Here is a 23354-nt window from a genome sequence, read left to right on the forward strand (position 1 = left end):
CACCGCCTCTGGCATCGCCCGCCGCTACGATCTGACGGATCGTCAGATTTTGATTGACTCTGGCACCGTGAGAGTGGAGCGTCAAGGGTGGCGCCCAGGCCCTGTCCTGCCGATCTTCGCGGGCCCGCGACGCCTGGCACCGCGCCTCGCCGCGTTGTCGGGATCCTCCGAGTACGCCCAGTACGAGGACGACCCTCCTGCGATCCTCCCCCAGCTACCGCTGGGAGGTGCCCCCTCACCAGACGCCGCGGGCTGATCCACGAAGATCGACAGGACAGGACCTAGAAGACCGACACCCCGGCCAGCCAGCCGCCGTCCACCACGAACGGCTGGCCGGTGATGTACGAGGAGTCGTCCGAGGAGAGGAAGAGCGCCAGCCGCGCCACCTCCTCCGGGCGTCCGATGCGCCCCATCGGCACCAGCTTCCGGTACAGCTCGTCCACCGCCGCCGATGCCTCCGCCGGGTCCGCGTCCGGGTCGAGCTGGGCGGGGTTGGTCATCGCGGTGTCGATCGCACCCGGACACATCGCGTTGACGCGGATCCCCTTGTCCGCCAGTTCCATCGCCGCCACCCGGGTCATCCCCACGATGGCCGCCTTGGTGGCGGCGTACGAGGCGAGGAAGGCCATCCCGGTCAGGGCGACGTAGGAGGCGGTGTTCACGATGGTGCCGCCCCCCGCGGCTGCCAGCTCCGGGGCGACCGTCCGCATCCCGAGGAACGCCCCGACCTGGTTCACCCGCACCACGGTCAGATACTCCTCCAGCGGGGTCCCGGTCAGTTCGTTGAAGCGGAGGATTCCGGCGTTGTTGACCAGCCCGTCCACCGAGCCGAAGGCGTCCTTGGCGGCGGCGACGGCCGTCGTCCAGTCCTCCTCGCGGCCCACGTCCAGATGGACATAGCGGGCCCGCTCCTCGCCCAGCTCCTTGACCAGCGCCTCACCCTGCGCGTCCAGCACATCGCCGAGCACGACCCGCGCGCCCTCCGCGGCGAACAGCCGCGCCTCCCGCTCCCCCTGTCCGCGCGCCGCACCGGTGATGATGACAACCCGCCCGTCGAGCTTGCCCACTTCTGCCTCCTGGTCAGTCGTTGAGGTGCGGGACGACGTCGGCGGCGAACGCCGCCATCTGGTCGAGGAGTTCGGCGCGGCCACGGCTGCGGAACCGCACCTGGATCTGGTCCACCCCCATGGCCGGAAACGCGCGCAGCGACTCGGCGAGCCGGTCCGGGGCCCCGGTCAGCGTCCGTCGCCCCACCTCCCAGCCGGGCTCGCCCACGTACAGCGGTTCGGTGATGGCCCCGATCTCCAGCGGCTCCGCACAGTCGGGGTCGTGGTCGGCGGCCTTCTCGCGCAGCGCGCGCAGCCGGGCGATCTGGCGCGGCAGCAGCTCCCGGGGATCACCCTGCGGCAGCCAGCCGTCGCCTCGGACCGCGGCCCGGCGCACCGCGGCGGGCGAGGAGCCGCCCACCCACACCGGGGGACGTGGCGTCTGGACCGGGCGCGGGGCCACCGCCAGCTCGCTGAAGGTGAACCACTCACCCTGGAACGACGGGAACTCCTCCGGCCCCAGCAGGGCCCTGAGCGCGTCGATCGACTCGTCCAGCAGCGGCCCGCGGGCGGCGAAGTCCACCCCGAGCGCGTCGAACTCCTCGCGCACATGGCCGGCCCCGACCCCGAGGATCAGCCGACCGCCGGAGAGGTGGTCCAGGGTCGCGTACTGCTTGGCGTTGAGCAGCGGATGGCGCAGCGCGGCCACCGCGACATGGCTGAGCAGCCGGACCCGCTCGGTGGCCGCGGCGAGAGCGCCGAGGGTGGCCACCGGGTCGTACCAGACCGTGCCCATCGCACCGGCCAGCCGCCGCGGGATGGCGACATGGTCGCAGACGGCGAGATAGGCGAAGCCGAGCCGGTCGGCGGCGCGGGCGAGGGCCAGCAGATCGGCCGGGCCCGCCGCCGCCTCCCAGGACTCGGCGTAGAGGGTGCTCTGCGACTGGATCGGCAGCTGCATTCCGTAACTGAGCCGCCCCGAGGGCAGGACGCGCATGGCGTGCCTCCTTGTCGGTGGACCGCCATCGTCGTATCTGACGGCCCATCAGACAAGGCCCTTGCCAAGGCCCCGCCCGCACCGGAACAGCGGACGGGGCGGTACCGGAGCACGCCGCCCCCGGGGTGTTTCAGCCCCGCGGGCGCACCTCGATGCCGATCCATTCGTACTTCCCGTACGCGTACCACTCAGGCCCGCAGAAGAGCGTCACCAGATAGCCGCCCCGCTCCCAGACCATCCCCCGCTCCGCGTCAAGCATCTCCGCCGGCTCCAGCCCCGACGGCTCGCCCAGCCGCCCACACAGCAGGGCCTCCACCCGCCGGTACTCGGTCTCCCAGTCGTCCTCCACGGCGTCCGGCAGCCAGGTGCCGCCGCCCATGGAGTCCAGGTCCCAGTAGTCCTCCGGCGGTATCGGCACGTCGTCGTGGTCGACGACCCCGAACGCGCTGTAGGCGACGGGCAGCATCACCGAACAGTCCTTACGGCACTCCGGGTGGTCGCACACCACGGTGGGCGCGGCGTCCCGCTCATCGCAGCCGGGGTACTCGCCGAGCGCGAGGTGCCAGCCGCCCTTGTCGAACTCCCCGGCCAGCGGCCACATATCCACCCAGTGGACGACGGGCACGCCGTCCTCGCCCTCCAGATGCCAGCCGTTGCGCACGAACAGGTCGTCATGGGCCTGGCGGCTCCACGGCAGCTCCGCGAACTCCAGGATCCGGTCGAGCCACGCGTCGTCGAGGGGCAGCACCATCATCGCCATACCCGGGACGCTACCGGCCGCCACCGACAACGCCCCGGGCCCGCCTCACCGCTTCACTGCCTCACCGCTTCATCGCCTCAGGCCCCCGGCCCCGGCCACAGCCCGTCGTCCGTCAGCCCCAGCAGCTCGATGGCGTTGCCGCGGACGATCCGCTCGACGACATCCGGCGCCAGATGGCCCATCTGCGCCTCGCCGACCTCCCTGGACTTGGGCCAGGTGGAGTCGGAGTGCGGATAGTCCGTCTCGTACAGGACGTTGCCCACCCCGATCGCGTCCAGGTTCCGTAGCCCGAAGGCGTCGTCGAAGAAGCATCCGTACACATGCTCCGCGAACAGCTCCGACGGCGGCCGCAGCACCTTGTCGGCCACACCGCCCCAGCCGCGGTTCTCCTCCCAGACCACATCGGCGCGCTCCAGGATGTAGGGGATCCAGCCGATCTGCCCCTCGGCGTACATGATCTTGAGGTTCGGGAAGCGCTCGAACTTCCCGCTCATCAGCCAGTCGACCATCGAGAAGCAGCAGTTGGCGAAGGTGATGGTGGAGCCGACCGCCGGGGGCGCGTCCGCCGAGGTCGAAGGCATCCGCGAGGACGAGCCGATGTGCATGGCGACGACCGTGCCGGTCTCGTCGCAGGCCGCGAAGAACGGATCCCAGTCGTCGGTGTGGACGGAGGGCAGCCCCAGGTTCGGGGGTATCTCCGAGAAGCAGACGGCCCGCACCCCGCGCGCCGCGTTCCGCCGCACCTCGGCGGCGGCCAGCTCGGCGTCCCACAGCGGGATGATGATGAGCGGGATCAGCCGCCCCCGCGCCTCGGGGCCGCACCACTCCTCCACCATCCAGTCGTTGTACGCCCGCACCCCCAGCAGCCCCAGCTCACGGTCGCGGGCCTCGGTGAAGGTCTGCCCGCAGAACCGGGGGAAGGTCGGGAAGCAGAGCGCGGACTGCACATGGTTCACATCCATGTCCGCGAGCCGCTCGGGCACCGAGTAGGAGCCCGGCCGCATCTGCTCGTAGGTGATGGCCTCCAGCCGGACTTCCTCCCGGGCGTATCCGACCGCGGTGTCCAGCCGGGTCAGCGGCCGATGCAGCTCCTCGTACACCCACCAGTCCGCGAGCGGCCCGTCGTCGCCGGGCGCGCCCATCGTCGGCGCGAACCTGCCACCGACGAAGGTCATTTCCTTCAGCGGCGCGCGGACGATCCGCGGGGCGGTGTCGCGGTACTTCGACGGGAGGCGGTCCCGCCAGACGTGAGGGGGTTCAACCGTGTGATCGTCCACCGAGATGATCTTCGGGAAGCTCTCCATGGGTGTCACGGTAGCGCTGATCTGACGATGCGTCAGCTAGCTGAAATCGCCGACCCCGCGGTTCGTGCTGACGTACGGCCGCGATGGCGGCAGACTGGCCGTACAGCAAGGAGGCACGTGCGGGGGGGCACCATGGTCGGCAACAAGCGGCCGGAGGGGCAGGGAACGTCGGCGACGTCCGGCCCGAAGCGGTCCTGGCGGGGCGAGGAGTTGTCCCTGGCCCTCGATGAAGGCCGCATCGAACTGGAGTTGGAGCGCGGCCGCCACACCGCTGTCCTTCCGGAGCTCACCAGCCTGGCTACCGCCCACCCGCTGCGCGAGAGGCTGCGCGGACTGCTGATGCTGGCGCTGTACCGCGACGGACGGCGGGCCGAGGCACTGGCGGTGTACGACGACCTCCGGCAGCGGCTCGCCCGGGAGCTAGGGGTCGAGCCGGGCAGCACGCTGGACGGGCTCCGGCGGCGTATGGAACTGTCCGACCCGGGACTCACCCAGCCCTCCACGGCGGCCGGGGAAGCACCGACACGGCCCGCCCAGCTACCCGCTACCGTGGCGGACTTCACCGGACGCTCGGACTTCCTGGCCGAGCTCAGCGCCCGTGTCGCCGCCCGGGGGCCCGCCAGCACCGTCCTGACCATCACGGGCATCGGCGGTATCGGCAAGACAGCCCTGGCCGTACACGTCGCCCACGCCGCTCGCCACCGCTTCCCCGATGGCCAGCTCTACGCCGATCTGCGCGGGGCCGGCCCGACTCCCGCCGAACCGGAGGCCGTGCTGGGCGGCTTCCTGCGGGCCATGGGGACGCCCGACTCGGCCGTGCCCGATGGCCTGGAGGAACGGGCGGCGCTCTACCGGTCCGTACTCGACGGCCGCCGTGTCCTGGTCCTTCTGGACAACGCACGCGACGCCGCGCAGATCCGCACGCTCCTGCCCAGCGGGAGCGACTGCGTCACGCTGGTCACCAGTCGAGCCCGGATGACTGGTCTGGCCGGTTCCCATGGGGTGACGCTGGAGGCGATGGGGCCCGAGGAAGCGTACGCCCTCTTCGCGCACATCGTGGGTGAAGAACGGGCGGCGGTGGAGCGCAAGGCGGCCATGGAAGTGGTGGGCGCCTGCGGCTATCTGCCGCTCGCTATCCGCATCGCAGCCTCCAGGCTCGCAGCACGCCGCACCTGGACCGTCTCCGTCCTGGCCCGCAAACTGGCCGATGAGCGAAGGAGACTGGACGAGTTGCGCGCCGGGGATCTGGCGGTGAAGGCCACGTTCGAGCTCAGTTACGGACAGTTGGAGCCACAGCAGGCGCGGGCGTTCCGGCTGCTCGGTCTGGCCGAGGCGCCGGACGTGTCACTGACCTCCGCCGCGGCAGTCATCAACCTGCCCCAGGAGGAGACCGAGCGGATCCTCGCCTCGCTGGAAGACATCTCGCTCCTGGAAGCCACCGCACCGGGCCGGTACCGCTTCCACGACCTGGTCCGGCTCTACGCGCGGGCGTGCACGGAGCGCGAGGTCCAGCCGCCGGGCGAGCAGGACGCCGCGCTCTCCCGGCTGCTGGACTTCTACCTGGCCACCGCGGCGCGGGTGTACGCCTTGGAGCGGCCGGGCGACCGCACGGTCGAGCACTTCGAGCCCACCGGCGCTCCCGGGCTACACTTCCCCTCCTCACGAGCCGGGCTGAGCTGGCTCTTCAACGAGGCCGACGGCCTGATCACCTGCGTGTCGCGATGCACCGGACCAGGCACCCGCCGACGCGCCGCCGACCTGCTGATGGCAGCGCTCGACCTCGCCGAGTCCGGGGCACGCCCGCGCCAGTACGAGAGCGCCGCCCTGGCCGTCAGCGAAGCGGCGCTTGCCGCGGGAGACAGCCACACCGAGGCACGCGCCCGCTCGGCACTGGGACATCTGTACGGCTTCACCGGCCGCTTCGACCAGGCGGCTCAAGAGCTACGGCGTGCTCTGGCACTCGCCGCCGAGGACCCGGTGGTCGCCAGCCGCGCCGCCAACCAGCTCGGCATCGTCGCCACAGGCCAAGGGCGGCACGAGGACGCCGAGCGCTTTCTCGAGAAGGCGCTCGCCGCGTTCCGCGCGGACGGCAATGAGGCGGGCGAGGCGAGCGTCCTGTCCAATCTCTCGCGGCTGCACGTGAATCTGGGCCGCACCCGGTCCGGCGTGGAGCTCGCCGAGCAAGGGCTGGCCATCTACCGGCGGCTCGGTGCACCGCTACGGCTGGCCAACGGGATGTACACACTCGGGATCGCACTCACCCGGGCGCACCGGCTGGACGAAGCGCTCATCCAGCTCACCCGGGCGCTCGGGCTGTTCCGGGACGCCCGTCAGACGCTGTGGGAAGGAATGACCCACTTCCGGCTGGCCGAAATTCATCTGGCAGCCAACCGCCCCGCCATAGCGGCGGCCCACGCCGAGCGGTCGCTGGCCCTGGGTGGGTTCGGCGGTGAGTGGCGCCGCTTCTCCTTCCTCATCGTCCGGGCAAAGGCCCTGGCGGCACTAGGAGAGGTGACACGAGCCCAGGAGAGCTGGCAGGAGGCGCAGGAAATCCGGGAGCGACTGGGCTCCCCGGAACCTGACGAGGTGCGCCAACTACTCTCGCGTACACCCTGGGCACCCCTGCCGGACGGGGATTCGCTACCCGGCCACACCAGCATGCCTTGGTGAGCGGCGCCCTGACCGAAAGGCACCCACCGAACTGACGATCCGTTGGTTTCCGGAGCCCCGTCAAGCGTGTTGGCCCTGTGGAGAGGTTCGGCCCCTACTGACGTAGGGGCCGCTGGCAAGGCAAACTGGCCCCTGCAACTGGGAGGCAGAGGCAGGGGGAGACCATGGCCGGCGAGAAGGAGCAGGCGCAGGACCAGCCCTTGCGCTTCACCGTGCTCGGACCGGTACGCGCATGGCGGGGCGAGCAGCAGATCAGTACGGGATCACCGCAGCAACGAGCGCTGCTCGCCGCTCTGCTGCTGCGGGGCGGGCGCACGGCCACCGCTTCCGAACTCGTGGACGCGCTCTGGGGCGAGGACCCGCCGGACGCGGCCATCGCCGCGCTGCGCACCTACGCCTCCCGGCTGCGCAAGGCGTTCGCACCGCACTCGAACGTCCTGGTGAGCGAGGCGGGCGGCTATGCGGTGCGAGCCGAGGAAGGATCCCTGGACGTCGAGGTTGCCGAGCGACTGGCGACGGAGGCCGAGAAGTCACGGAACTCCGGTGACCGGCTCCGGGCCCGTGAGCTCATGACCCAGGCGCTGGCCCTGTGGGACGGCGAGTCCCTGGCCAACCTGCCCGGCCCGTACGTGGAGGCGCAGCGGGCGCGGCTGGCGGAGTGGCAGTTGGTCCTGATCGAGACCCGGCTCGACTTGGACCTGGAACTCGGCCACCACACCGATGTGGTCTCCGAACTCACGGCCCTGACCGCTGCCCACCCGCTCCGGGAACGGCTGCGCGAGCTGTTGATGCTGGCGCTGTACCGCAGTGGACGGCAGGCCGAGGCACTGGCCGTCTACAACGACACCCGGCGGCTGCTCGCCGAAGACCTGGGCGTGGACCCCTGCCCGGAGCTGTCCGAGCTGCATCAGCGCATCCTCCAGGCGGACGCCGAGCTGGCCGCGCCCCCGGACAGCCGCGCCACCGCGGGCCCGGCCTTCGTGCGCCCCGCCCAGCTGCCCGCGACGGTCGCCGACTTCACCGGGCGAGCGGCGTTTGTCACCGAGCTCAGTGATCAACTCGCTTCCGCTGACGGGCATGTCATGGCCGTGTCAGCAGTTGCGGGCATCGGCGGTGTCGGCAAGACGACGCTGGCCGTGCATGTGGCTCATGCCGCCCGGCACCACTTCCCAGATGGCCAGCTGTACGTGGACCTCCAGGGCGCGGGTCCGGTACCCGCCGAGCCCGAAGCCGTACTGGGGGCGTTCCTGCGAGCCCTTGGCCTCCCGGAGTCCGCGGTCCCCGACGGCGTCGAGGAGCGCTCCGCTCTCTACCGCTCCACTCTCGACGGGCGCCGCGTCCTGACCCTGCTCGACAACGCCCGCGACGCCGCCCAGGTACGACCGCTGTTGCCGGGCACCGAGGGCTGCGCGGCCCTGATCACCAGCCGGACCCGGATGGTGGACCTCGCGAGCGCGCATCTGGTCGACCTCGACGTGATGAGCCCCGACGAGGCTCTGGTGCTCTTCACCCGCATCGTCGGCGAAGACCGGGTGAACTCCGAGCGCGAGGCGGCCATGGACGTGGTAGCCGCATGCGGCTTCCTGCCGCTCGCCATCCGGATCGCCGCCTCCCGGCTGGCCTCCCGCCGCACGTGGACGGTCTCGACGCTGGCGCTCAAACTCGCGAACGAGCGCCGGCGCCTGGACGAACTGCGGGCGGGGGACCTGGCCGTGCGGGCGACGTTCGAACTCGGCTACGGACAGCTCGAGCCCGAACAGGCGGAGGCCTTCCGGCTGCTGGGCCTGGCGGAGGGGCCGGACATCTCACTGGCCGCCGCGGCAGTCGCCCTGGATCTGGACTCCTTCGACGCCGAGGAACTGCTCGAGTCGCTCGTCGACGCTTCGCTGCTGGAGTCCGCCGCACCCGGCCGTTACCGGTACCACGATCTGGTGCGGCTCTACGCGCGTGACTGCGCGGAGCGGCACCAGTCGGCGGCCGACCGCGAGGCGGCGCTGTCGCGGCTGCTGGACTTCTATCTGGCGACCGCGGCTCGTGTGCACGCCATGGAGCGGCCGGGCGACCGGCTGGTGGACCACCTGTCCCCCACCGACCACGCAGGACTTGACTTCCCTCACCAGGACGCGGCTCTGGACTGGCTGTTCTCCGAGGCCGACTGCCTGCTGGCGTGTGCCCAGCAGGCGGCCCACGGGGAGACCCTGCGCCGGGCCGCGGATGTGCTGCTGGCAGCCATCGACCTCGCCGAGTCCGGTGCCAACGCCCCGCGCTACGAGACGCTGGCCCAGGTCATCAGCCAGGCCGCACACGAGGCGGGGGACACTCGGGCCGAGGGCCGTTCACGGGTGTGCCTGGCCAAGGTGCACCAGCTGGCCGGACGACTCGACGAGGCCGACGCCGAGGCCGAGCGCGCCCTGGAACTGGGGACCTCAGCACAGGACTTCGTGATCGTTGGCCGCGCCCGCACCGAGCGCGGCATCCTCGCGCACCTGAGCCGTACCCGCTGGGACGACGCCGAGCGCCACTTCCTCCAGGCCATAGAGGCGTACCGGGCGGTGGACGACCGGCCCGGCGAGGCCAGCGCGCTGTGCAACCTGTCGCGCGCGTACGTGGAGATGGACCGTATCGACAGCGCCATCGAACTGGCCCGGCAGGGCGTCGAGATCTACGAGAGCCAGGGGCGCACCCTGCGCGTGGCCAACGGCAAGTACGCACTGGGGATCGCACTGACCGGGGCCGGACTCCTCGCTCCGGCGCTGGAGCAGCTCAACGAGGCCCGGCACCTCTTCCGTGAGCACCGCCAGCCATTGTGGGAGGGGATGGCCCACCAGCGGCTGGCCGAGGCCTACTTGGCCCTGCCCAGCCCCGCCAAGGCCGCTACGCACGCCGAACAGGCCCTGGCCCTGCGAGGGATGGGCGGCGACTGGCGACGGGCTGTGGTGCTGACACTGCTCGGCAGGGCACTGCTGGAACTCGGCCAGAACGGGCGGGCGGAGGCGTGCTGGCGCGAAGCCCTGTCCATCCACAAGCGGTTGGGAACCCCCGAAGCGGAGGATGTCCAGGTGCTACTGACGCCCGCGGCGGCCGCCTGACCTCGTCCGGCGCCCCCGTTCATCAATCGTTTATCGCGGTCCGGGATTCTCTTTAACGGTCGATCCGTCCCCGCGGGGGGCAGACGGGTCGGTTGTGAGGTCACACCGTAGTGTGGGCGGCCCTTGAGCTGCCGTCCGGCGACCCACGGGGGTGTCGCCGGGCGGGCTCGACGGCGCCCTCCGACCAGCATCCGATGGAGTTCACCGTGACGAACACAGACAAGAAGCCCGAGTCCGACGCCTACCGGCCGCTGGAGGCCGACCCGGCTCCCTCCTCCCTCTCCACCATGGGTGAAGGTCATACCCCGGCACCGCCACAGCTGTCGACACAGGGGGAAGGCCATACCCCCGCACCGCCACAGCTGTCGACACTGGGTGAGGGGCACACCCCCGCACCGCCGAAGCTGTCGACACAGGGCGAAGGCCACACTCCGGCGCCGCCGAAGCTGGCCCAGGAGGGCGAGGGTCACACGCCGTCGGCACCTGAGTAGAGCGGGGTCCGTCGCCACCCATGAGGTGACGCGAGGAGCCGATGTCGATGACGCGGAGGGGACGTCATCGGCATCGGCTCCTCTCTATGTCGTGGGCGAGGCGCTTCTTGCCAAGCTTCGCCCATTTCAGGCCAGATGACTGAACCCATCAGTCCATCCATGGTCAATTTGCACTACAAAACTATCCATCACCCCCCGTACCGGAGGAACTGGAATGACTCGTACCGTAAAAGGTCTCGCTACCTTGGCTCTTGCGATAGGCGCCGCAGCCGGAACCGGCCAGTCAGCCACCTTCGCTGTCGCGAATGACAGCCACACCCCCGTGATCGTGGCGGATCCGTCCGTCGGCAGCGCATCCGCAGGCGAGCTGGGCGAGGGCCACGCCCCGGCCCCCCAACCGAACGGCCCCGCCTCGGTCGTCCAGGACAACTACCCGGGCAGCCCCATGCCGGTGTAGGTGGCCCTCCAGGCGAACGACGGCGAGCACTGACCCCGCCGTGTATCAGCTCGCCCGCGGGGCCGAGCCGGACCGGCTCGGCCCCGTGCCATCCATCATTGATCACGCATCGGCACGAGACCTCCACACAGACGCCCTACTCGCCTCGCATACTCAACGCGGGCGCGCCCGCAGCGCGGTCTTGAGCACCTTGCCGCCGGCGTTGCGCGGCAGTTCGGGGAGGAACTCCACCTGCCGCGGCACCTTGTAGTTCGCCATCTCCCGCCGCGACCAGGCGATCAGATCGTCCGCGGTCAGCGTGGACTCGGGGCGGCGGACGGCGTACGCCTTGGCCACTTCCCCCAGCCGCGGGTCGGGGATGCCGATCACGGCCACGTCGGCCACATCCGGGTGGCGGGCGATCAGCCGCTCGATCTCGGCGGGATAGGCGTTGAACCCGCCGACGATGAACATGTCCTTGACCCGGTCGGTGATCCGCAGATTGCCGTCCGCGTCGAGGACGCCGATGTCGCCGGTCCGCAGCCAGCCGTCCGGGGTGATCGCCCGCGCGGTGGCCACCTCGTCCTCGAAGTAGCCCCGCATCACGTGGTAGCCGCGCACCAGGACCTCGCCCGGGGTGCCCGGCGGCAGGGGGGCGCCGCCCGGTCCCACGACCTTGATCTCGGTGTCGGGGATGGCGCGCCCGGAGGATCCCGAGACGACCTCCGGCGGATCGCCGCGGCGGCACATGCTGACCGTGCCGGAGGCCTCCGACAGACCGTAGGCGGTCAGCACGGTGGCGATCCGCAGTTCGCCGCGCAGCCGGTCCACCAGCTCCAGCGGGACGACGGCGGCGCCGGTGACGACCAGGCGCAGCGCGGACAAGTCGTGGGCGGCGCGCGCCGGATGGTCCAGGAGCGACTGGTGGAGGGTGGGCGGTCCGGGCAGCACGCTGATGCGCTCGGCCGCGATGTTGGCGAGCGCGGTCTCCACGTTGAACACCGGCTGCGGCACCATCGTGGCGCCGCGCAGCAGACAGGCGATGATCCCGGCCTTGTAGCCGAAGGTGTGGAAGAACGGATTGACGATGAGGTAGCGGTCGCCCCGCACCAGCCCGGTGATCTCGCTCCAGGTGTCGTAGACCCGCACGGTCTGGGCGTGGGTGATCACCACACCCTTGGGGTCACCGGTGGTACCGGAGGTGAAGGTGATGTCGGAGGGGTCGTCGGGTCGTATCGCGTCGGCCCGGTCCCGTACCGCCGAGTCCGGTACGGCGGCGCCGGCGGCCAGGAATTCCCTCCAGGTGCGGAAGTCTTCCGGGGCGTCGTCGGCGAGGACGACCACGTCCCGCAGCCGCGGCAGCCCCGGCAGCGGGCCGGGACCCGGCCCCTCCCCCGCGGCCCTGCGCAGCGAGGCCACGTACGAGGTGCCCAGGAAGGTGCCGGTGATGAACAGATGGGTGGCGCGGGTCCGGCGCAGTACGTACGTGGTCTCGGCGCCCTTGAAACGGGTGTTGAGCGGGACCAGCACCCCGCCCGCGGTGACCGCGCCCAGCGCCGCCACGATCCAGTCGGTGGTGTTGGGCGCCCACACCGCGATCCGGTCGCCCGGCACCACGCCCGAGGCGAGACAGGCCGCGGCGGCCCGCTCGATCCGCGCGCTCAGGTCCGCGTAGGAGATCCGGGAGCGGCCCTCGACCACGGCCTCGGTCGGGCCGTACCGCTCGGCCGCCGCCCGCACCAGCGCCGGGATGGTGTCCTCCGCCATGTGCCGCCTCCCGCCGGGTTCGCCCGCCCGCCCGCACTACCTGACTGTCCGTCAGATTAGCGGTAGCCTTCCCCGCTGTCAGCACCGGTGGCCGCGGGCACCGGGGACCTCGACCACGGAGGTGGCGATGGCGGCGACCCTGAAAGACGCGACGGCGATAGCCGGAATCGGCCGGACCCCCTTCGCCAAACGGCTCCCCGAATCCGAGAAGGCCCTCGCCTGCCGCGCGATCCTCACCGCGCTGGACGACGCCGGGATCGCGCCGTCCGAGGTGGACGCCTTCGCCTCGTACACCATGGAGGAGACCGACGAGGTCGAGGTCGCCAAGGCCATCGGCGCCGGCGACGTGACCTTCTTCGCCAAGGCCGGGTACGGCGGCGGCGGTTCCTGTGCCACCGTCGCCCATCTCGCCGCCGCCATCGCCACCGGGCAGGCGAGCGTCGGGGTGGCCTGGCGCTCCCGCAAACGCGGCAGCGGCCCGCGCCCCTGGACCAACACCCGCGTCCAGCTGCCCACCCCGGCCCAGTGGACCCGGCCCTACGGACTGCTGCGCCCCGCCGATGAGATCGGGATGCTGGCCCGGCGCTATATGCACGAGTACGGCGCCACCCGCGACCACCTCTTCAATGTGGCCCTGGCCTGCCGCAACCGGGCCAATCAGAACCCGGCCGCGATGATGTACGAACGCCCGCTGACCCGCGAGATGTACATGACCGCGCGCTGGATCAGCGAACCGCTGTGCCTGTTCGACAACTGCCTGGAGACGGACGGCGCGCTGGCCTGTGTAGTGGTCTCCGCCGAGCGGGCGCGCGACTGCCGGCGACGGCCCGTCTACATCCACTCGGCCGCCCAGGGGCTGCCGTCCCAGCACCACGGGATGGTCAACTACTGGAACGACGACCCGCTCTCCGGCCCCTCCTGGACCGCCGCCCGCCACCTGTGGAAAACCGCCGACTTCGGGCCCCAGGACGTGGACGTGGCCCAGATCTACGACGCCTTCACCGCCCTGATCCCGCTGTCGCTCGAGGGCTACGGCTTCTGCGCGCGGGGCGAGGGCGCCGCGTTCACCGAGGGGGGCGCCCTGGAGATCGGCGGCCGGCTGCCGCTCAACACCAGCGGCGGCGGGCTCAGCGAGGCGTACGTCCATGGCTTCAACCTCATCACCGAGGGGGTCAGCCAGCTGCGCGGCACCAGCACCGCACAGGTCTCCGACGCCACCACCTGCCTGGTCACGGCGGGCGAGGGGGTTCCCACATCCGCCCTGCTGCTGAGGAGTTGAGTCGACCGACATGACAACGGAGTTGCTCCAGCCCGTCCCCGACGAGGACGGCGCGCCCTTCTTCAGCTACGCCGCCCGCGGGGAGCTGCGCGTCCAGACCTGCGCCGCCTGCGCCGAACCGCGCTTCCCGCCGCGGCCCTGCTGTCCGTCCTGCCAGTCCTTCGAGCACCTGTGGAAAAGGACCAGCGGCCGTGGCCGGATCTGGTCCTACGTCCTGCCCCATCCGCCGCTGCTGCCCGGCTATGCCGCCCAGGCCCCGTACAACGTGGTCCTGGTGGAGCTGGCCGAGCATCCGCGGATCCGGCTGGTGGGCAATCTCGTCGAGTCCGCCGACGCCCCGCTGAACTCCGTCGCCCCCGACCGGATCCGGATCGGCGCCCCGGTGAAGGCGGTCTTCCACCAGCCCGCGGACGGACCCACCGTGCTGCGCTGGCTGCTGGAGCGGCCATGACGGTGCGTGTCAGGACCGAGGAGGGCGGCGTCGCCGTGGTCACCCTCGACCGGCCCGAGCGGCACAACGCCATCGACCTGGAGACCGCGGACGAACTGATCGCCGTCTGGCGCCGCTTCCGCCGGGACGAGTCGGTCCGGGCCGTGGTCCTCACCGGCGCGGGCGAACGGGCCTTCTGCACCGGGGTCGACCGCTCGGTGGAGGTGCCCCAGCCCCCGTCACCGTACGCCCTCGACGATCCGCTGCGCACGGTCGGGCCGAAGGCGAACGACCTGTGGAAGCCGGTGGTCGCGGCGGTGGGCGGAATGGCCTGCGGCGGGGCGTTCTACCTGCTGGGCGAGGCGGAGTTCATCGTCGCCGACGAGCGGGCGACCTTCTTCGATCCGCACACCACCTATGGGATGGTCAGCGCCTACGAGGCCATCTACATGGCGCAGCGTATGCCGTTCGGCGAGGTCGCGCGGATGGCGCTGATGGGCACCGCGGAGCGGGTCTCGGCCCGGCGGGCGTATGAGACGGGCCTGGTGAGCGAGGTGGTTCCGGCCGGAGAGGCCACGGCGGCCGCCGTACGCGCCGCCTCCGTCATGGCGTCGTACCCGACGGAGGCGGTGCAGGGGACGGTACGGGCGCTGTGGACGGCGAAGGAGGCGGCGCTGACCCAGGCGCTCGCCCAGGCCCCGCAATTGATCGCGCTGGGGAATCTGCCGCCGGAACGCCAGGCCGCGCGGTTCGCGGCCCGTACGCCCGGCTTCCGGCTGCGCTGAACGCAGCTCAGCGGTAGTGCGTCAGCTCTCCGGGCCGCTCGAGGTAGAAACCCCGCGGACTCTCACGCTCGCCGGTCCCCCCGCACAGACACGGCGCTCCCTGCCCGTCCACCAGCCGGGCGCCGTTGACGACGGGCTTGCCGTCGAAATGGCGTCCGGTGAAGCCGAACACATGCGTTCCCCGGGCCAGCCGCATCATGCCCGTCACGACCCGCACCGCCGGAACCGGCAGACCGCCGGACACCAGCGGGACGAAGAAGAACATGTTCATCTTCTCCCGCGCCGCGGGGCCCGTCCACAGGGCTACGGTCACCGCGGCCTCGTCCGGGTCCGGGACACATCCGCGCACGTACCACGGCTTGGCCACCGGCGCGTCCGTGTAGTGCCGGAGTGCGGCGGCGACGCCCCTCTGCGCCCGGGAGAGGCACGCCGGAGAGCAGATCAGCTGGTGGTCCAGGACAGGCACGAGCGCAACCCCCGGAGGCAGGCGGTGAGGATGCCCATTCTTCCCCTGGGCAGGCTCAGCTGGTGGTGTACTTGCTGGCCAGGCTGATCTGGCAGGTGTACTGGGTCCGCTTGGTGATGGTGTAACTGGCGGTCGCGGTGAAGGTCTCGCTCTGGCCGGGCAGGACGGTCACGTCCTCGCTGTCGTAACCGAGCAGTCCCTCGTCCGCGTAGTCGTTCCACTTGACGCTGATCGAGTAGCGGAAACTCCGGCTGGAGTCGGTGTTGGTGACCTTCACGTCGTACTTGAACTGCCCGGTGGACTGGTCGTAGCGGCAGTTGGTGCCGCTGGTCTCGTTCGTGGCGTCCGGGTTGTAGGTGGGCGGCGCCGAGTAGCTGTAGGAGCTGGAGGGCGTCGGGTAGCCCGGGGTGTACGAGGGGGCGCCCGACGGCAGATCGGTGGGCACGCCGCTGGGCAGACCGCTGGGGTCGGATGCCGGGGAGGCACCGCCGCTGCCGCCCGAGCCGAGACCGCCCAATCCGCCGCCGTGGCTCCTGCCCTTCTTTCCGCATCCGGTGAGCGCCATCAGCCCGATGAGGGTGACGGCAAGCAGGCGTGCAGAACGGCGATGCATGAAATTCTCCCCCGTTGAAAGACACAAACGAGCCAACCGCAAGCCAGTTGACAAGTGCACGCCACCCTAGCAACGGCACTTCCTACCCCAAAGTCACATCGGGGTCGGCCCGGATACTCAGTGGCTCGGATTCTCAGTAGTCGGAGACGACCTCACCCGTCACCGCGGTTCCGGACGGCATCGAGGTTCCACGAACGCGGCGGACGGGGGAACGGAGCCCGGTTCCGGGCGCCTCGGACGGGCACGCCTCGGAACGGTCCACCGACCTCCCGTGCTCCCTCGGGAGGTCGCTGAACGCGCATGACGGTAGCAGGAGTTGTCAGGAGCACCGCCGTCGGCCCGGGAGCGACGCCCCCGGGCCGACCGTCCGTCACGGGCGGTTGCCGGACGGGCGCGACTGCCCGGTGCCCTTGACCGCGTCCAGCGCGTAGACGCAGCGGTCCTTGCTGCACGCGTACACCACACCCCCGGCGGCCACCGGGGACCCGGTGATCTCACCGCCCGTGGCCAGCTTCCACCGCAGCTGTCCGCCTGCCGCGTCCACCGTGTAGAGACAGTGGTCGGCCGAGCCGAAGTGGACCCGCCCGTCCGCGACGACCGGAGAGCCGATGACCTCTCCGCCCGCGGCGAAACGCCACTTGGGGGTGCCGGTGACCGCGTCGAGCGTGTACAGCGCGCTGCCGCTGCCCAGATGCACCGAGCCGTCGGCCACCAGCACCGGTTCGATCGACTGGCGCGACTCGGTGGCGATCCGCCAGCGGTCGCGGCCGTTCGCCGCGTCCAAGGCGTAGACCGTGCCGAGGTAGTCGGCGATGTAGATACCGCCGCCGGTCACCGCGGGCCCCGGCGCGTACGCGGGCGCGCACAGGAAGACGGCGGGCGCCTCGAAACGCCACCGCACTTCGCCGCGGGCGATGTCGATCGCCAGCACCCGGGTACCGGCGGTGACATAGACGGCTCCGTCGGGGGCCGACAGCAGCCGCATCGGGACCCCGCCACAGGACGCCGCGTCGCCGATCGGGTACGACCAGCGCTCCGCGCCGGTGCGCGCCTCCAGGGCGCGCAGCCGCCCGTCCGCCCACACATAGACCGTGCCGTCGTGGATGACCGGCCCGGACTCGGGCGTCTCGAAGTCCGTCTGGAGGCCCTGCTTCTCCCACAGCAACTCGCCGTTGGCCGCCTCCCACGCCTGGACGCCACCGCCGCGGGTACCGGTGACGACCGTGCCGCGGTCCACCTTGAGCGAGTAGACCCAGCCGTCGGTCGACAGCCGCCAGCGCTCGGCGCCGTCCTCCGCGTCCAGCGCGTAGAGCGTCGGGCCGTCGGAGGCATGGATCCGCCCGTTGGCCACGGCCATCGCCCAGGCCACGTCGCGGGTCTTGAACTGCCGCCGCCCGGTGGCCACATCCAGGGCGTGCACCTCGAAGGAGGTGACGTAGAGCAGATCGTCGGCGACGGCCGGGGTGCCCCAGACGTCGTTGGACATCCGGAACCGCCAGGGTCGCCAGCGGCCCTGGCCGCCCGCGCCGCCCGGCCCGTCGGCCGCGTCGGCGGACGCGGCGTGGGAGGGCGGCGGCACGGCGCCCGTGGCCGCGGCCTCACCGCCGTTCACCCCGCCGGTGGTCAGTCCGCTGGGCGGGCGCACCCAGCCCGTGGCGGGGCCGGTGTCCTGCCGCGGCTGCGGCTCGCGGGTGTCCGCGGCCCGCATCCCGGGCCCGATCGGCACCTTCGAGCCGGGCAGCTGCACCGGGCCGTCGGCCGCGGCGGGCAGGGGCGCGGACGGTACGACGGAGGGCGGCGCGGACGGTACGGCGGACGGGGGCCCGGCGGGGGCGGCATGCCGCCCAGGTCCGATGGAGCCCAGGGCGCTCGGCGGGCTCGCGGCTTCCGGGGCGCGCAGACCGCCGCGCGGGTCGCCCACGCCCACCGGCTCCCAGCCGCCCGCACCGGCGGGCGACGCCCCGTGGCGGCCGCCGGGGCCGTCCCCGGTGGCGGCTCCGGCGGGCTGCGCGTAGGAGGGCGGCGGTGTGGGCGGGCGCTCCGGCGGCAGCGGGGCCGAGGCACGCCCGGCGCTGCCGCTTCCACCGCCCGGGGAGGCGCCTTGGGAGGCGCCGTGGGAGGAGCCTCGGGAGGAGCGGCCGCCGCCACCGGGCGCGGGGCGCGAGCCGGAGGCGCCGCGCACCTGGTTGCGCCCGCTGCGCTTGCGCTCGATGAGCGCGACGGCACCCCCGGGGAGCCAGGCCGAGGCCGTACCACTGTCGTCGGCGTTGGAGGCGAACAGATGCGGGGCCAGCTGCGACTGGAGGTCGGCCGGGGAGGGGCGGCGGTCGGCCTCCATCTGCATGCACGATTCGATCAGCGGCCGCAGCTCGTCCGGCAGCCCGGTCAGGTCCGGGCCCTCGCGCAGCAGCATGAACACGGTCTCCACCGGGTTCGCGCCGTGGAAGGGCGCATGTCCGGTGGCCGCGAAGGTCAGGGTCGAGCCGAGCGAGAAGATGTCGCTGGCGCCGGTCACACTGCGCGAATCACGCGCCTGCTCGGGCGACATATAGGCGGGGGTGCCGACGGCGACGTTCGTCATCGTCAGCCGGGTGTTCGAGACACCGGAGGCGATTCCGAAGTCGATCACGCGCGGGCCGTCCTCGACGACCAGGACGTTCGACGGCTTCAGATCCCGGTGGACCAGCCCCGCGCCGTGGATGGACTGCAACGCCTCGGCGACCCCGGCCGCCAACCAGCGCACCGCCTGGGCGGGCATGGGTCCGCACTCGTTGACGATCTCCTCGAGGGAGGGCGCGGGGACGTACGCCGTGGCCAGCCAGGGCACCGCCGCCCGTGGATCGGCGTCGACCACCGCGGCCGTGTAGAAGCCGCTGACCGCGCGGGCCGCCTCCACCTCACGGGTGAAGCGGACGCGGAACAGCTGGTCCTCGGCGAGCTCGGTCCGCACCGTCTTGATCGCGACCCGTCGGCCCGATGCCGAGCGGGCCAGATAGACCAGCCCCATGCCGCCCGCGCCGAGCCGACCGAGCACCTCGAAAGGGCCGATCCGCCTCGGATCGTGCTGCGTCAGCTGCTCCACCACTTGCTTGCCACCTCCCCGTGGGGGCTTGAAAAAATACAGCCCCGTGCAGCGTCTCACCGACAAACCGTCCGGCGGCACGCATCCCGCATTCTCTCTGGCGAAGGCGGCGGTTGCGAACCCGGGGGCGAATCGTCGTGTCATCGGGCGATACGGAGCCGGACACCACCCGGCTCGACGGCGCGGCCGTCACCGCGCTCTCAGCCCGGCCCCGCCCTGCTCTCCGCCGCGGAAGGGCCCGTCGCCGAGGTGTCGATGACGGCGAAAACCGCGCCCTGATTGTCCGCAAGGACCGCGAAACGCCCGTACGGCGTATCTTCGGGGTCATTGAGAACTCGCGCGCCCAGCCGGTGGGCCGTGCGCAGCGCTTGGTCGCAGTCCGCCACCACAAAGTACGTGAGGAAATGCGCGGGCAGTTCGGCCGGGTACCGGTCGTCGATCACCACCCGTCCACCGATCGCGTACCGGGGCCCGGCGGGCCCACCGCGCGGTGACCAGAGGACGAGATCGGGGGCGGCGGCGTCCCGGGACCCGGGTGCCGCGGCGGCACCGGACGCGCGCAGGGTGACGGGCTCCATGACGTATCCGAAGACCGCCCGGTAGAAGGCGTCCACCGGACGGGGCTGGCGGGTGTGGACCTCGGTCCAGCCGTACGAGCCCGGGGTGCCGCGCCGGGCGAAGCCGGAGTGGCTGCCCGCCTGCCAGAGCCCGAAGACCGCGCCACCCGGGTCGGCGGCCGTGGCCATGACACAGGAGTCGTCGATCCACACGGGCGGGGCGATCACCCGGCCGCCCGCCTCACGGATCCGGGCGGCGGTCGCGGCGGCATCCCTGGTGGCGAAGTAGATGTTCCAGACGGTCGGCATCCGTCCGTCGGGCTTGGGCACGAGCCCCGCGACATCCTTTCCGCCGAGCAGCGCGCGGGTGTACAGGCCGTAGTCCGTGGCGCGCTCCTCGAAGGTCCAGCCGAACAGCTCGCCGTAGAAGCGCTTGCCCGCCTCGAGGTCGGGAAGCATCGCGTCCGCCCAGCAGGGCACGCCTTCGGCGAATGCGGCCATGTCCCGGATCCTCCCGTGTCCTCCTGTAGGGAGCGTTCTTCCCTATTGCCACGCTAACGGGGGATCGCCCCCCGCGCCCGCTCCGGAATTCTCACCTTTCGGCCAATCCTGCACGGTCGTGCCCGGGTCCCTAGCCGCTCATCCACCATGGTTATCCACAGGCTGTTGATAACATGAATCACTCATGTGGGTGAGTGGACCCGGACGGGGTTCCACGGGCCGACAACGGCCGGAATAAGCCATTCCGACCTGCTTGGGAGGCCCGACAAACCCTCTCATCCCTCGCTAACCCCATTTGCACGCAGCCGAATCGCGCTCTGATCACCCCTCGGTAAGCTGACGGCATGACAGGACAAGTACGCACCGTCGACGGGCGGGTGGCCGGTCGCCGCGGGCAGGCGACGCGGCAGAAGCTGCTCGACTGCCTCAGCGAGATGCTCAGCTCATCCCCGTACCGAGATGTCAAGGTCATCGATGTCGCACGCAAGGCAGGGACCTCGCCTGCGACGTTCTACCAATACTTCCCCGATGTGGAGGGCGCCGTCCTCGAGCTCGCGGAGGAGATGGCGAAGGAGGGCGCGGCGCTGACCGATCTGGTCGCCGGGCGCTCCTGGGCCGGGAAGTCCGGGGCACAGGCCGCGGAGGACCTGGTCGACGGCTTCCTCTCGTTCTGGCGCAAACACGACGCCATCCTGAGGGTGGTCGACCTGGGTGCGGCCGAGGGCGACAAGCGGTTCTACAAGATCCGCATGAAGATCCTCAACGCCGTGACCAACTCCCTCACGGACGCCGTCAAGGACCTCCAGGCGAAGGGCCGGATCGACAAGCACATCAGCGCCGCGGCGGTCGCGGGCTCGCTCGTCGCGATGCTGGCCGCGGTCGCCGCGCACCAGAAGGGCTTCCAGAGCTGGGGTGTGAAGCAGGCGGAGCTCAAGCCGAGCCTGGCCCACATCGTGCACCTGGGCGTCACCGGCCGGAAGCCGGCGAAATAGCCGGGTAGCACCGCGCGCGCCGGTCCGGCCGACCGGCGGGCCAGCACGTCCTGTCACGCCGCGGCGGACCACTCGACCCGAGTGGTCCGCCGCGGCCGTTCTCCGGGACGGGGCGGCTGCCGCGGGGAACGGAGGGGCATCCGGGGCAGAAGGAAGGTTTTTTTCCCAGGTTTTTCCGCTCAGTCGCGCGGGTCCGATTCCAGCCGGAAGAGGCGGATCCGACGCTCCACCCGTGCCTGATAGCTCGCGTACGGCGGCCAGAAGGCCAGCACCGCCGCCCACACCGACTCCCGTTCCGGGCCCTCCAGCAGCCGTGCCCGTACCGCGATGTCCCGGCCCTGCCAGCTGATCTCCGCGTCCGGGTGCCGCAGCAGATTCGCGGTCCACGCCGGATGCCCCGGGCGGCCGAAGTTGCTGCCGACCAGAATCCAGCTGCCGTCCTCCTCCGGCATGCACGCCAGCGGTGTACGGCGGGGCTGTCCCGTCCGCGCGCCCCGGGCCGTGAGGATCACCCCGGGCAGCATCAGCGCGCTCGGCAGCACCCGGCCGCGGGTCAGCCGGTGGACGGTGCGGTCGAACGCCGGGATCAGATGCGGTGCGACCTTCGCGAACGCGCGGGTCGACGACACCTTCCGCACCAGCCGCACACCATGACCGGCCATCAGACCGCCACCGCCGTCCGGGAAGCCGCCGTGGGCGACGCGACGCCGAACAGCCCGTCCCGCTCCGCCGCGCACGCCCGCAGCCGGTGGACGGGACCGAAGAGCAGCTCGTCCGAGGCCGCCCGCTTGAAGGCGAGATGGGCCTCGTGCTCCCAAGTGAAGCCGATACCGCCGTGGAGCTGTACGGCCTCGGCCGCCGCCGCGCGCTGTGCCTCCAGCGCCTGGGCGAGCGCCAGGCCGCCCGCGACCGCCGCCTCGTGGTCGTCCCGCTGCCGGTCCGGGGCGTCCGTCCGGTCCGGGGCGTCCGTCCGATCGGTCGCCCAGGCCGCGTAGTACGCCGCCGAACGGGCCGCCTGGACCCGGACGTAGACCTCCGCCAGCCGGTGCTTGACCGCCTGGAAGGAGCCGATCGGACGGCCGAACTGCTCCCGCTCCCGTACGTACCCGACCGTGCGCGTCAGCGCCGCGTCGGCCACCCCCACGGCCTCGGCGGCGAGTTGGGCGGCGGCGGTCGCGCCCAGCCGGACCAGCCCGTCCACCGCCCGCTCCGCGTCCCCGTCCGCGGTCGGACCCGCGCCCCGGCCGGGGTCGCCGCCCAGCGGCTGCGCCGCCACGTCCCGCAGCTCGATACGGGCCTGCGGCCGCGTCTCGTCGAGCGCGGTCAGCCGGGTGCGGGTGAGCCCGGCCGCCTCGCCCCGGACCAGGAACAGCAGGGTCCGGCCGCGCGTATAGCCCCCGGTGTGGGCCGCGACCAGCAGCAGCCCCGCGCTGTGACCGTCGAGCACCTGCGCCACCTGTCCGTACAGCCGCCACCCCGCCTCGCCGTCATGGCGCGCCTGCACCCCGCCCGCGCGCCCGCCGCCCGCCCAGCCGTTCCGCGTTCCCCCGGCGGCCTCCGGGCGCGTTCCGGTCAGCCCGAGCGCCTCCGGCAGCGCATCGCCCGGCACCGCGAGCGCCGCCGTCAGCTCCCCGCTCACGATCCGCGGCAGCAGTTCGGCGCACTGGGCGCCGGTGCCGAGCCGGGCGAGGAGCGGCGCGGTGAGCACGGCGGTGGCCAGCAGGGGCGAGGGAAGCAGCGCCCGTCCGGCCTCTTCGCAGGCCAGAGCCAGTTCGACGGGGCCGCAGCCGACACCGCCGTACGTCTCGGGCAGGGCCAGCCCGGGGAGGCCCGGACTCCGGGCGAGCAGCCGCCACAGCGAACCGTCATGGCCGGGCGCGGTGCGGACCGCCGCCTTGACCGCGTTCGCGTCGCACCGCTCCCGCAGCAGTTCGCGCAGCGTACGGCGGATCTGGTCCTGTTCCTCGGTGAACGCGGCGTCCATCGGTGAGCCCTCCGTCTCCGACCGGCCGTTTCTGACGGGCCGTCATACTAGAGAGGCAATCCGCACTTTCCCACCCCTTCCGCCCACCGCGCTTTGTAGGATGGG

19 protein-coding genes are annotated in these 23354 nt (G+C 71.8%); 8 read left to right on the top strand and 11 right to left on the bottom strand.

The window, feature by feature from the left end:
* Positions 1-281: 281 nt before the first annotated feature.
* The 4 genes from AC4BEG_RS13460 to AC4BEG_RS13475 all read right to left on the bottom strand — a co-directional run bounded on the left by AC4BEG_RS13460 (position 282) and on the right by AC4BEG_RS13475 (position 4107).
* Positions 282-1067 carry an SDR family NAD(P)-dependent oxidoreductase gene (locus tag AC4BEG_RS13460; RefSeq protein ID WP_490706129.1) on the bottom strand — a complete coding sequence of 262 codons (786 nt, stop codon included), beginning with the start codon at positions 1065-1067 and terminating at the stop codon, positions 282-284.
* A gap of 13 nt (positions 1068-1080) precedes the next feature.
* Complete coding sequence (locus tag AC4BEG_RS13465; protein ID WP_490706130.1) at positions 1081-2043, bottom strand: TIGR03619 family F420-dependent LLM class oxidoreductase; 963 nt, start codon at positions 2041-2043, stop codon at positions 1081-1083.
* A 130-nt stretch (positions 2044-2173) separates the two neighbouring features.
* Positions 2174-2803, bottom strand: a complete 630-nt coding sequence (locus AC4BEG_RS13470) for a hypothetical protein (protein WP_490706131.1) — start codon at positions 2801-2803, stop codon at positions 2174-2176.
* A 77-nt stretch (positions 2804-2880) separates the two neighbouring features.
* Positions 2881-4107, bottom strand: a complete 1227-nt coding sequence (locus AC4BEG_RS13475) for an amidohydrolase family protein (RefSeq protein WP_490706132.1) — start codon at positions 4105-4107, stop codon at positions 2881-2883.
* Between the two features lie 132 nt (positions 4108-4239).
* Here AC4BEG_RS13475 and AC4BEG_RS13480 point away from each other — a divergent pair, with 132 nt between their 5' ends.
* The 4 genes from AC4BEG_RS13480 to AC4BEG_RS13495 all read left to right on the top strand — a co-directional run bounded on the left by AC4BEG_RS13480 (position 4240) and on the right by AC4BEG_RS13495 (position 10814).
* Positions 4240-6777 carry an ATP-binding protein gene (locus AC4BEG_RS13480; RefSeq protein ID WP_490707079.1) on the top strand — a complete coding sequence of 846 codons (2538 nt, stop codon included), beginning with the start codon at positions 4240-4242 and terminating at the stop codon, positions 6775-6777.
* Between the two features lie 164 nt (positions 6778-6941).
* The gene (afsR, locus tag AC4BEG_RS13485) at positions 6942-9866 is read left to right on the top strand and encodes an SARP-family global regulator AfsR (RefSeq protein ID WP_490706133.1); all 2925 of its coding nucleotides are present in this window, start codon (positions 6942-6944) and stop codon (positions 9864-9866) included.
* 206 nt (positions 9867-10072) lie between these two features.
* A complete protein-coding gene (locus tag AC4BEG_RS13490) occupies positions 10073-10357 on the top strand; it encodes a hypothetical protein (protein ID WP_490706134.1) in 285 nt (94 codons plus the stop codon).
* 328 nt (positions 10358-10685) lie between these two features.
* Positions 10686-10814: a hypothetical protein gene (locus AC4BEG_RS13495; RefSeq protein ID WP_490706135.1), complete on the top strand. Its 129-nt coding sequence runs from the start codon at positions 10686-10688 to the stop codon at positions 10812-10814.
* 153 nt (positions 10815-10967) lie between these two features.
* Here AC4BEG_RS13495 and AC4BEG_RS13500 read toward each other — a convergent pair whose 3' ends face one another.
* Entirely contained in the window at positions 10968-12560 is a 1593-nt protein-coding gene (locus tag AC4BEG_RS13500) for a FadD3 family acyl-CoA ligase (protein ID WP_490706136.1), read from the bottom strand.
* A 127-nt stretch (positions 12561-12687) separates the two neighbouring features.
* On the opposite strand from AC4BEG_RS13500, the gene AC4BEG_RS13505 reads away from it, so the two are divergent.
* The 3 genes from AC4BEG_RS13505 to AC4BEG_RS13515 are packed head-to-tail and all read left to right on the top strand — an operon-like array spanning position 12688 to position 15054.
* Entirely contained in the window at positions 12688-13839 is a 1152-nt protein-coding gene (locus AC4BEG_RS13505; protein ID WP_490706137.1) for a lipid-transfer protein, read from the top strand.
* Between the two features lie 10 nt (positions 13840-13849).
* Entirely contained in the window at positions 13850-14290 is a 441-nt protein-coding gene (locus AC4BEG_RS13510; protein ID WP_490706138.1) for a Zn-ribbon domain-containing OB-fold protein, read from the top strand.
* Positions 14287-15054, top strand: a complete 768-nt coding sequence (locus AC4BEG_RS13515) for an enoyl-CoA hydratase/isomerase family protein (RefSeq protein ID WP_490706139.1) — start codon at positions 14287-14289, stop codon at positions 15052-15054. The genes AC4BEG_RS13510 and AC4BEG_RS13515 overlap by 4 nt, the downstream gene beginning before the upstream one ends.
* A gap of 7 nt (positions 15055-15061) precedes the next feature.
* On the opposite strand, the gene AC4BEG_RS13520 is transcribed toward AC4BEG_RS13515, so the two are convergent.
* The 4 genes from AC4BEG_RS13520 to AC4BEG_RS13535 form a co-directional block, all read right to left on the bottom strand.
* Entirely contained in the window at positions 15062-15520 is a 459-nt protein-coding gene (locus AC4BEG_RS13520) for a hypothetical protein (protein WP_490706140.1), read from the bottom strand.
* A gap of 55 nt (positions 15521-15575) precedes the next feature.
* Positions 15576-16133, bottom strand: a complete 558-nt coding sequence (locus tag AC4BEG_RS13525; protein ID WP_490706141.1) for a hypothetical protein — start codon at positions 16131-16133, stop codon at positions 15576-15578.
* A gap of 370 nt (positions 16134-16503) precedes the next feature.
* Complete coding sequence (locus AC4BEG_RS13530; protein ID WP_490706142.1) at positions 16504-19218, bottom strand: outer membrane protein assembly factor BamB family protein; 2715 nt, start codon at positions 19216-19218, stop codon at positions 16504-16506.
* Between the two features lie 197 nt (positions 19219-19415).
* Positions 19416-20273, bottom strand: coding sequence for a VOC family protein (locus AC4BEG_RS13535; protein ID WP_490706143.1), 858 nt, complete (start codon positions 20271-20273; stop codon positions 19416-19418).
* 344 nt (positions 20274-20617) lie between these two features.
* Here AC4BEG_RS13535 and AC4BEG_RS13540 point away from each other — a divergent pair, with 344 nt between their 5' ends.
* Positions 20618-21265, top strand: coding sequence for a TetR family transcriptional regulator (locus tag AC4BEG_RS13540; protein WP_201876824.1), 648 nt, complete (start codon positions 20618-20620; stop codon positions 21263-21265).
* Positions 21266-21444: 179 nt separating this feature from the next.
* Here AC4BEG_RS13540 and AC4BEG_RS13545 read toward each other — a convergent pair whose 3' ends face one another.
* Together AC4BEG_RS13545 and AC4BEG_RS13550 are read right to left on the bottom strand one after the other, a co-directional pair.
* On the bottom strand, positions 21445-21927 hold the full coding sequence (locus tag AC4BEG_RS13545; RefSeq protein WP_490706144.1) for a nitroreductase/quinone reductase family protein: 483 nt from the start codon (positions 21925-21927) through the stop codon (positions 21445-21447).
* Positions 21927-23249, bottom strand: coding sequence for an acyl-CoA dehydrogenase family protein (locus AC4BEG_RS13550; RefSeq protein WP_490706145.1), 1323 nt, complete (start codon positions 23247-23249; stop codon positions 21927-21929). Before AC4BEG_RS13550 ends, AC4BEG_RS13545 begins: the two co-directional genes overlap by 1 nt.
* Positions 23250-23354: the final 105 nt, after the last annotated feature.

The sequence above is a fragment of the Streptomyces sp. JLBJ103 genome, assembly GCF_058215575.1.

What these genes read in the sequence shown, in the direction of transcription:
- AC4BEG_RS13465 (WP_490706130.1), bottom strand. Translation starts at nt 2,043, where the DNA reads ATGCGCGTCCTGCCCTCGGGGCGGCTCAGTTACGGAATGCAGCTGCCG.
- AC4BEG_RS13470 (WP_490706131.1), bottom strand. Translation starts at nt 2,803, where the DNA reads ATGGCGATGATGGTGCTGCCCCTCGACGACGCGTGGCTCGACCGGATC.
- AC4BEG_RS13475 (WP_490706132.1), bottom strand. Translation starts at nt 4,107, where the DNA reads ATGGAGAGCTTCCCGAAGATCATCTCGGTGGACGATCACACGGTTGAA.
- AC4BEG_RS13480 (WP_490707079.1), top strand. Translation starts at nt 4,240, where the DNA reads ATGGTCGGCAACAAGCGGCCGGAGGGGCAGGGAACGTCGGCGACGTCC.
- afsR (WP_490706133.1), top strand. Translation starts at nt 6,942, where the DNA reads ATGGCCGGCGAGAAGGAGCAGGCGCAGGACCAGCCCTTGCGCTTCACC.
- AC4BEG_RS13500 (WP_490706136.1), bottom strand. Translation starts at nt 12,560, where the DNA reads ATGGCGGAGGACACCATCCCGGCGCTGGTGCGGGCGGCGGCCGAGCGG.
- AC4BEG_RS13505 (WP_490706137.1), top strand. Translation starts at nt 12,688, where the DNA reads ATGGCGGCGACCCTGAAAGACGCGACGGCGATAGCCGGAATCGGCCGG.
- AC4BEG_RS13510 (WP_490706138.1), top strand. Translation starts at nt 13,850, where the DNA reads ATGACAACGGAGTTGCTCCAGCCCGTCCCCGACGAGGACGGCGCGCCC.
- AC4BEG_RS13515 (WP_490706139.1), top strand. Translation starts at nt 14,287, where the DNA reads ATGACGGTGCGTGTCAGGACCGAGGAGGGCGGCGTCGCCGTGGTCACC.
- AC4BEG_RS13525 (WP_490706141.1), bottom strand. Translation starts at nt 16,133, where the DNA reads ATGCATCGCCGTTCTGCACGCCTGCTTGCCGTCACCCTCATCGGGCTG.
- AC4BEG_RS13535 (WP_490706143.1), bottom strand. Translation starts at nt 20,273, where the DNA reads ATGGCCGCATTCGCCGAAGGCGTGCCCTGCTGGGCGGACGCGATGCTT.
- AC4BEG_RS13540 (WP_201876824.1), top strand. Translation starts at nt 20,618, where the DNA reads ATGACAGGACAAGTACGCACCGTCGACGGGCGGGTGGCCGGTCGCCGC.
- AC4BEG_RS13545 (WP_490706144.1), bottom strand. Translation starts at nt 21,927, where the DNA reads ATGGCCGGTCATGGTGTGCGGCTGGTGCGGAAGGTGTCGTCGACCCGC.
- AC4BEG_RS13550 (WP_490706145.1), bottom strand. Translation starts at nt 23,249, where the DNA reads ATGGACGCCGCGTTCACCGAGGAACAGGACCAGATCCGCCGTACGCTG.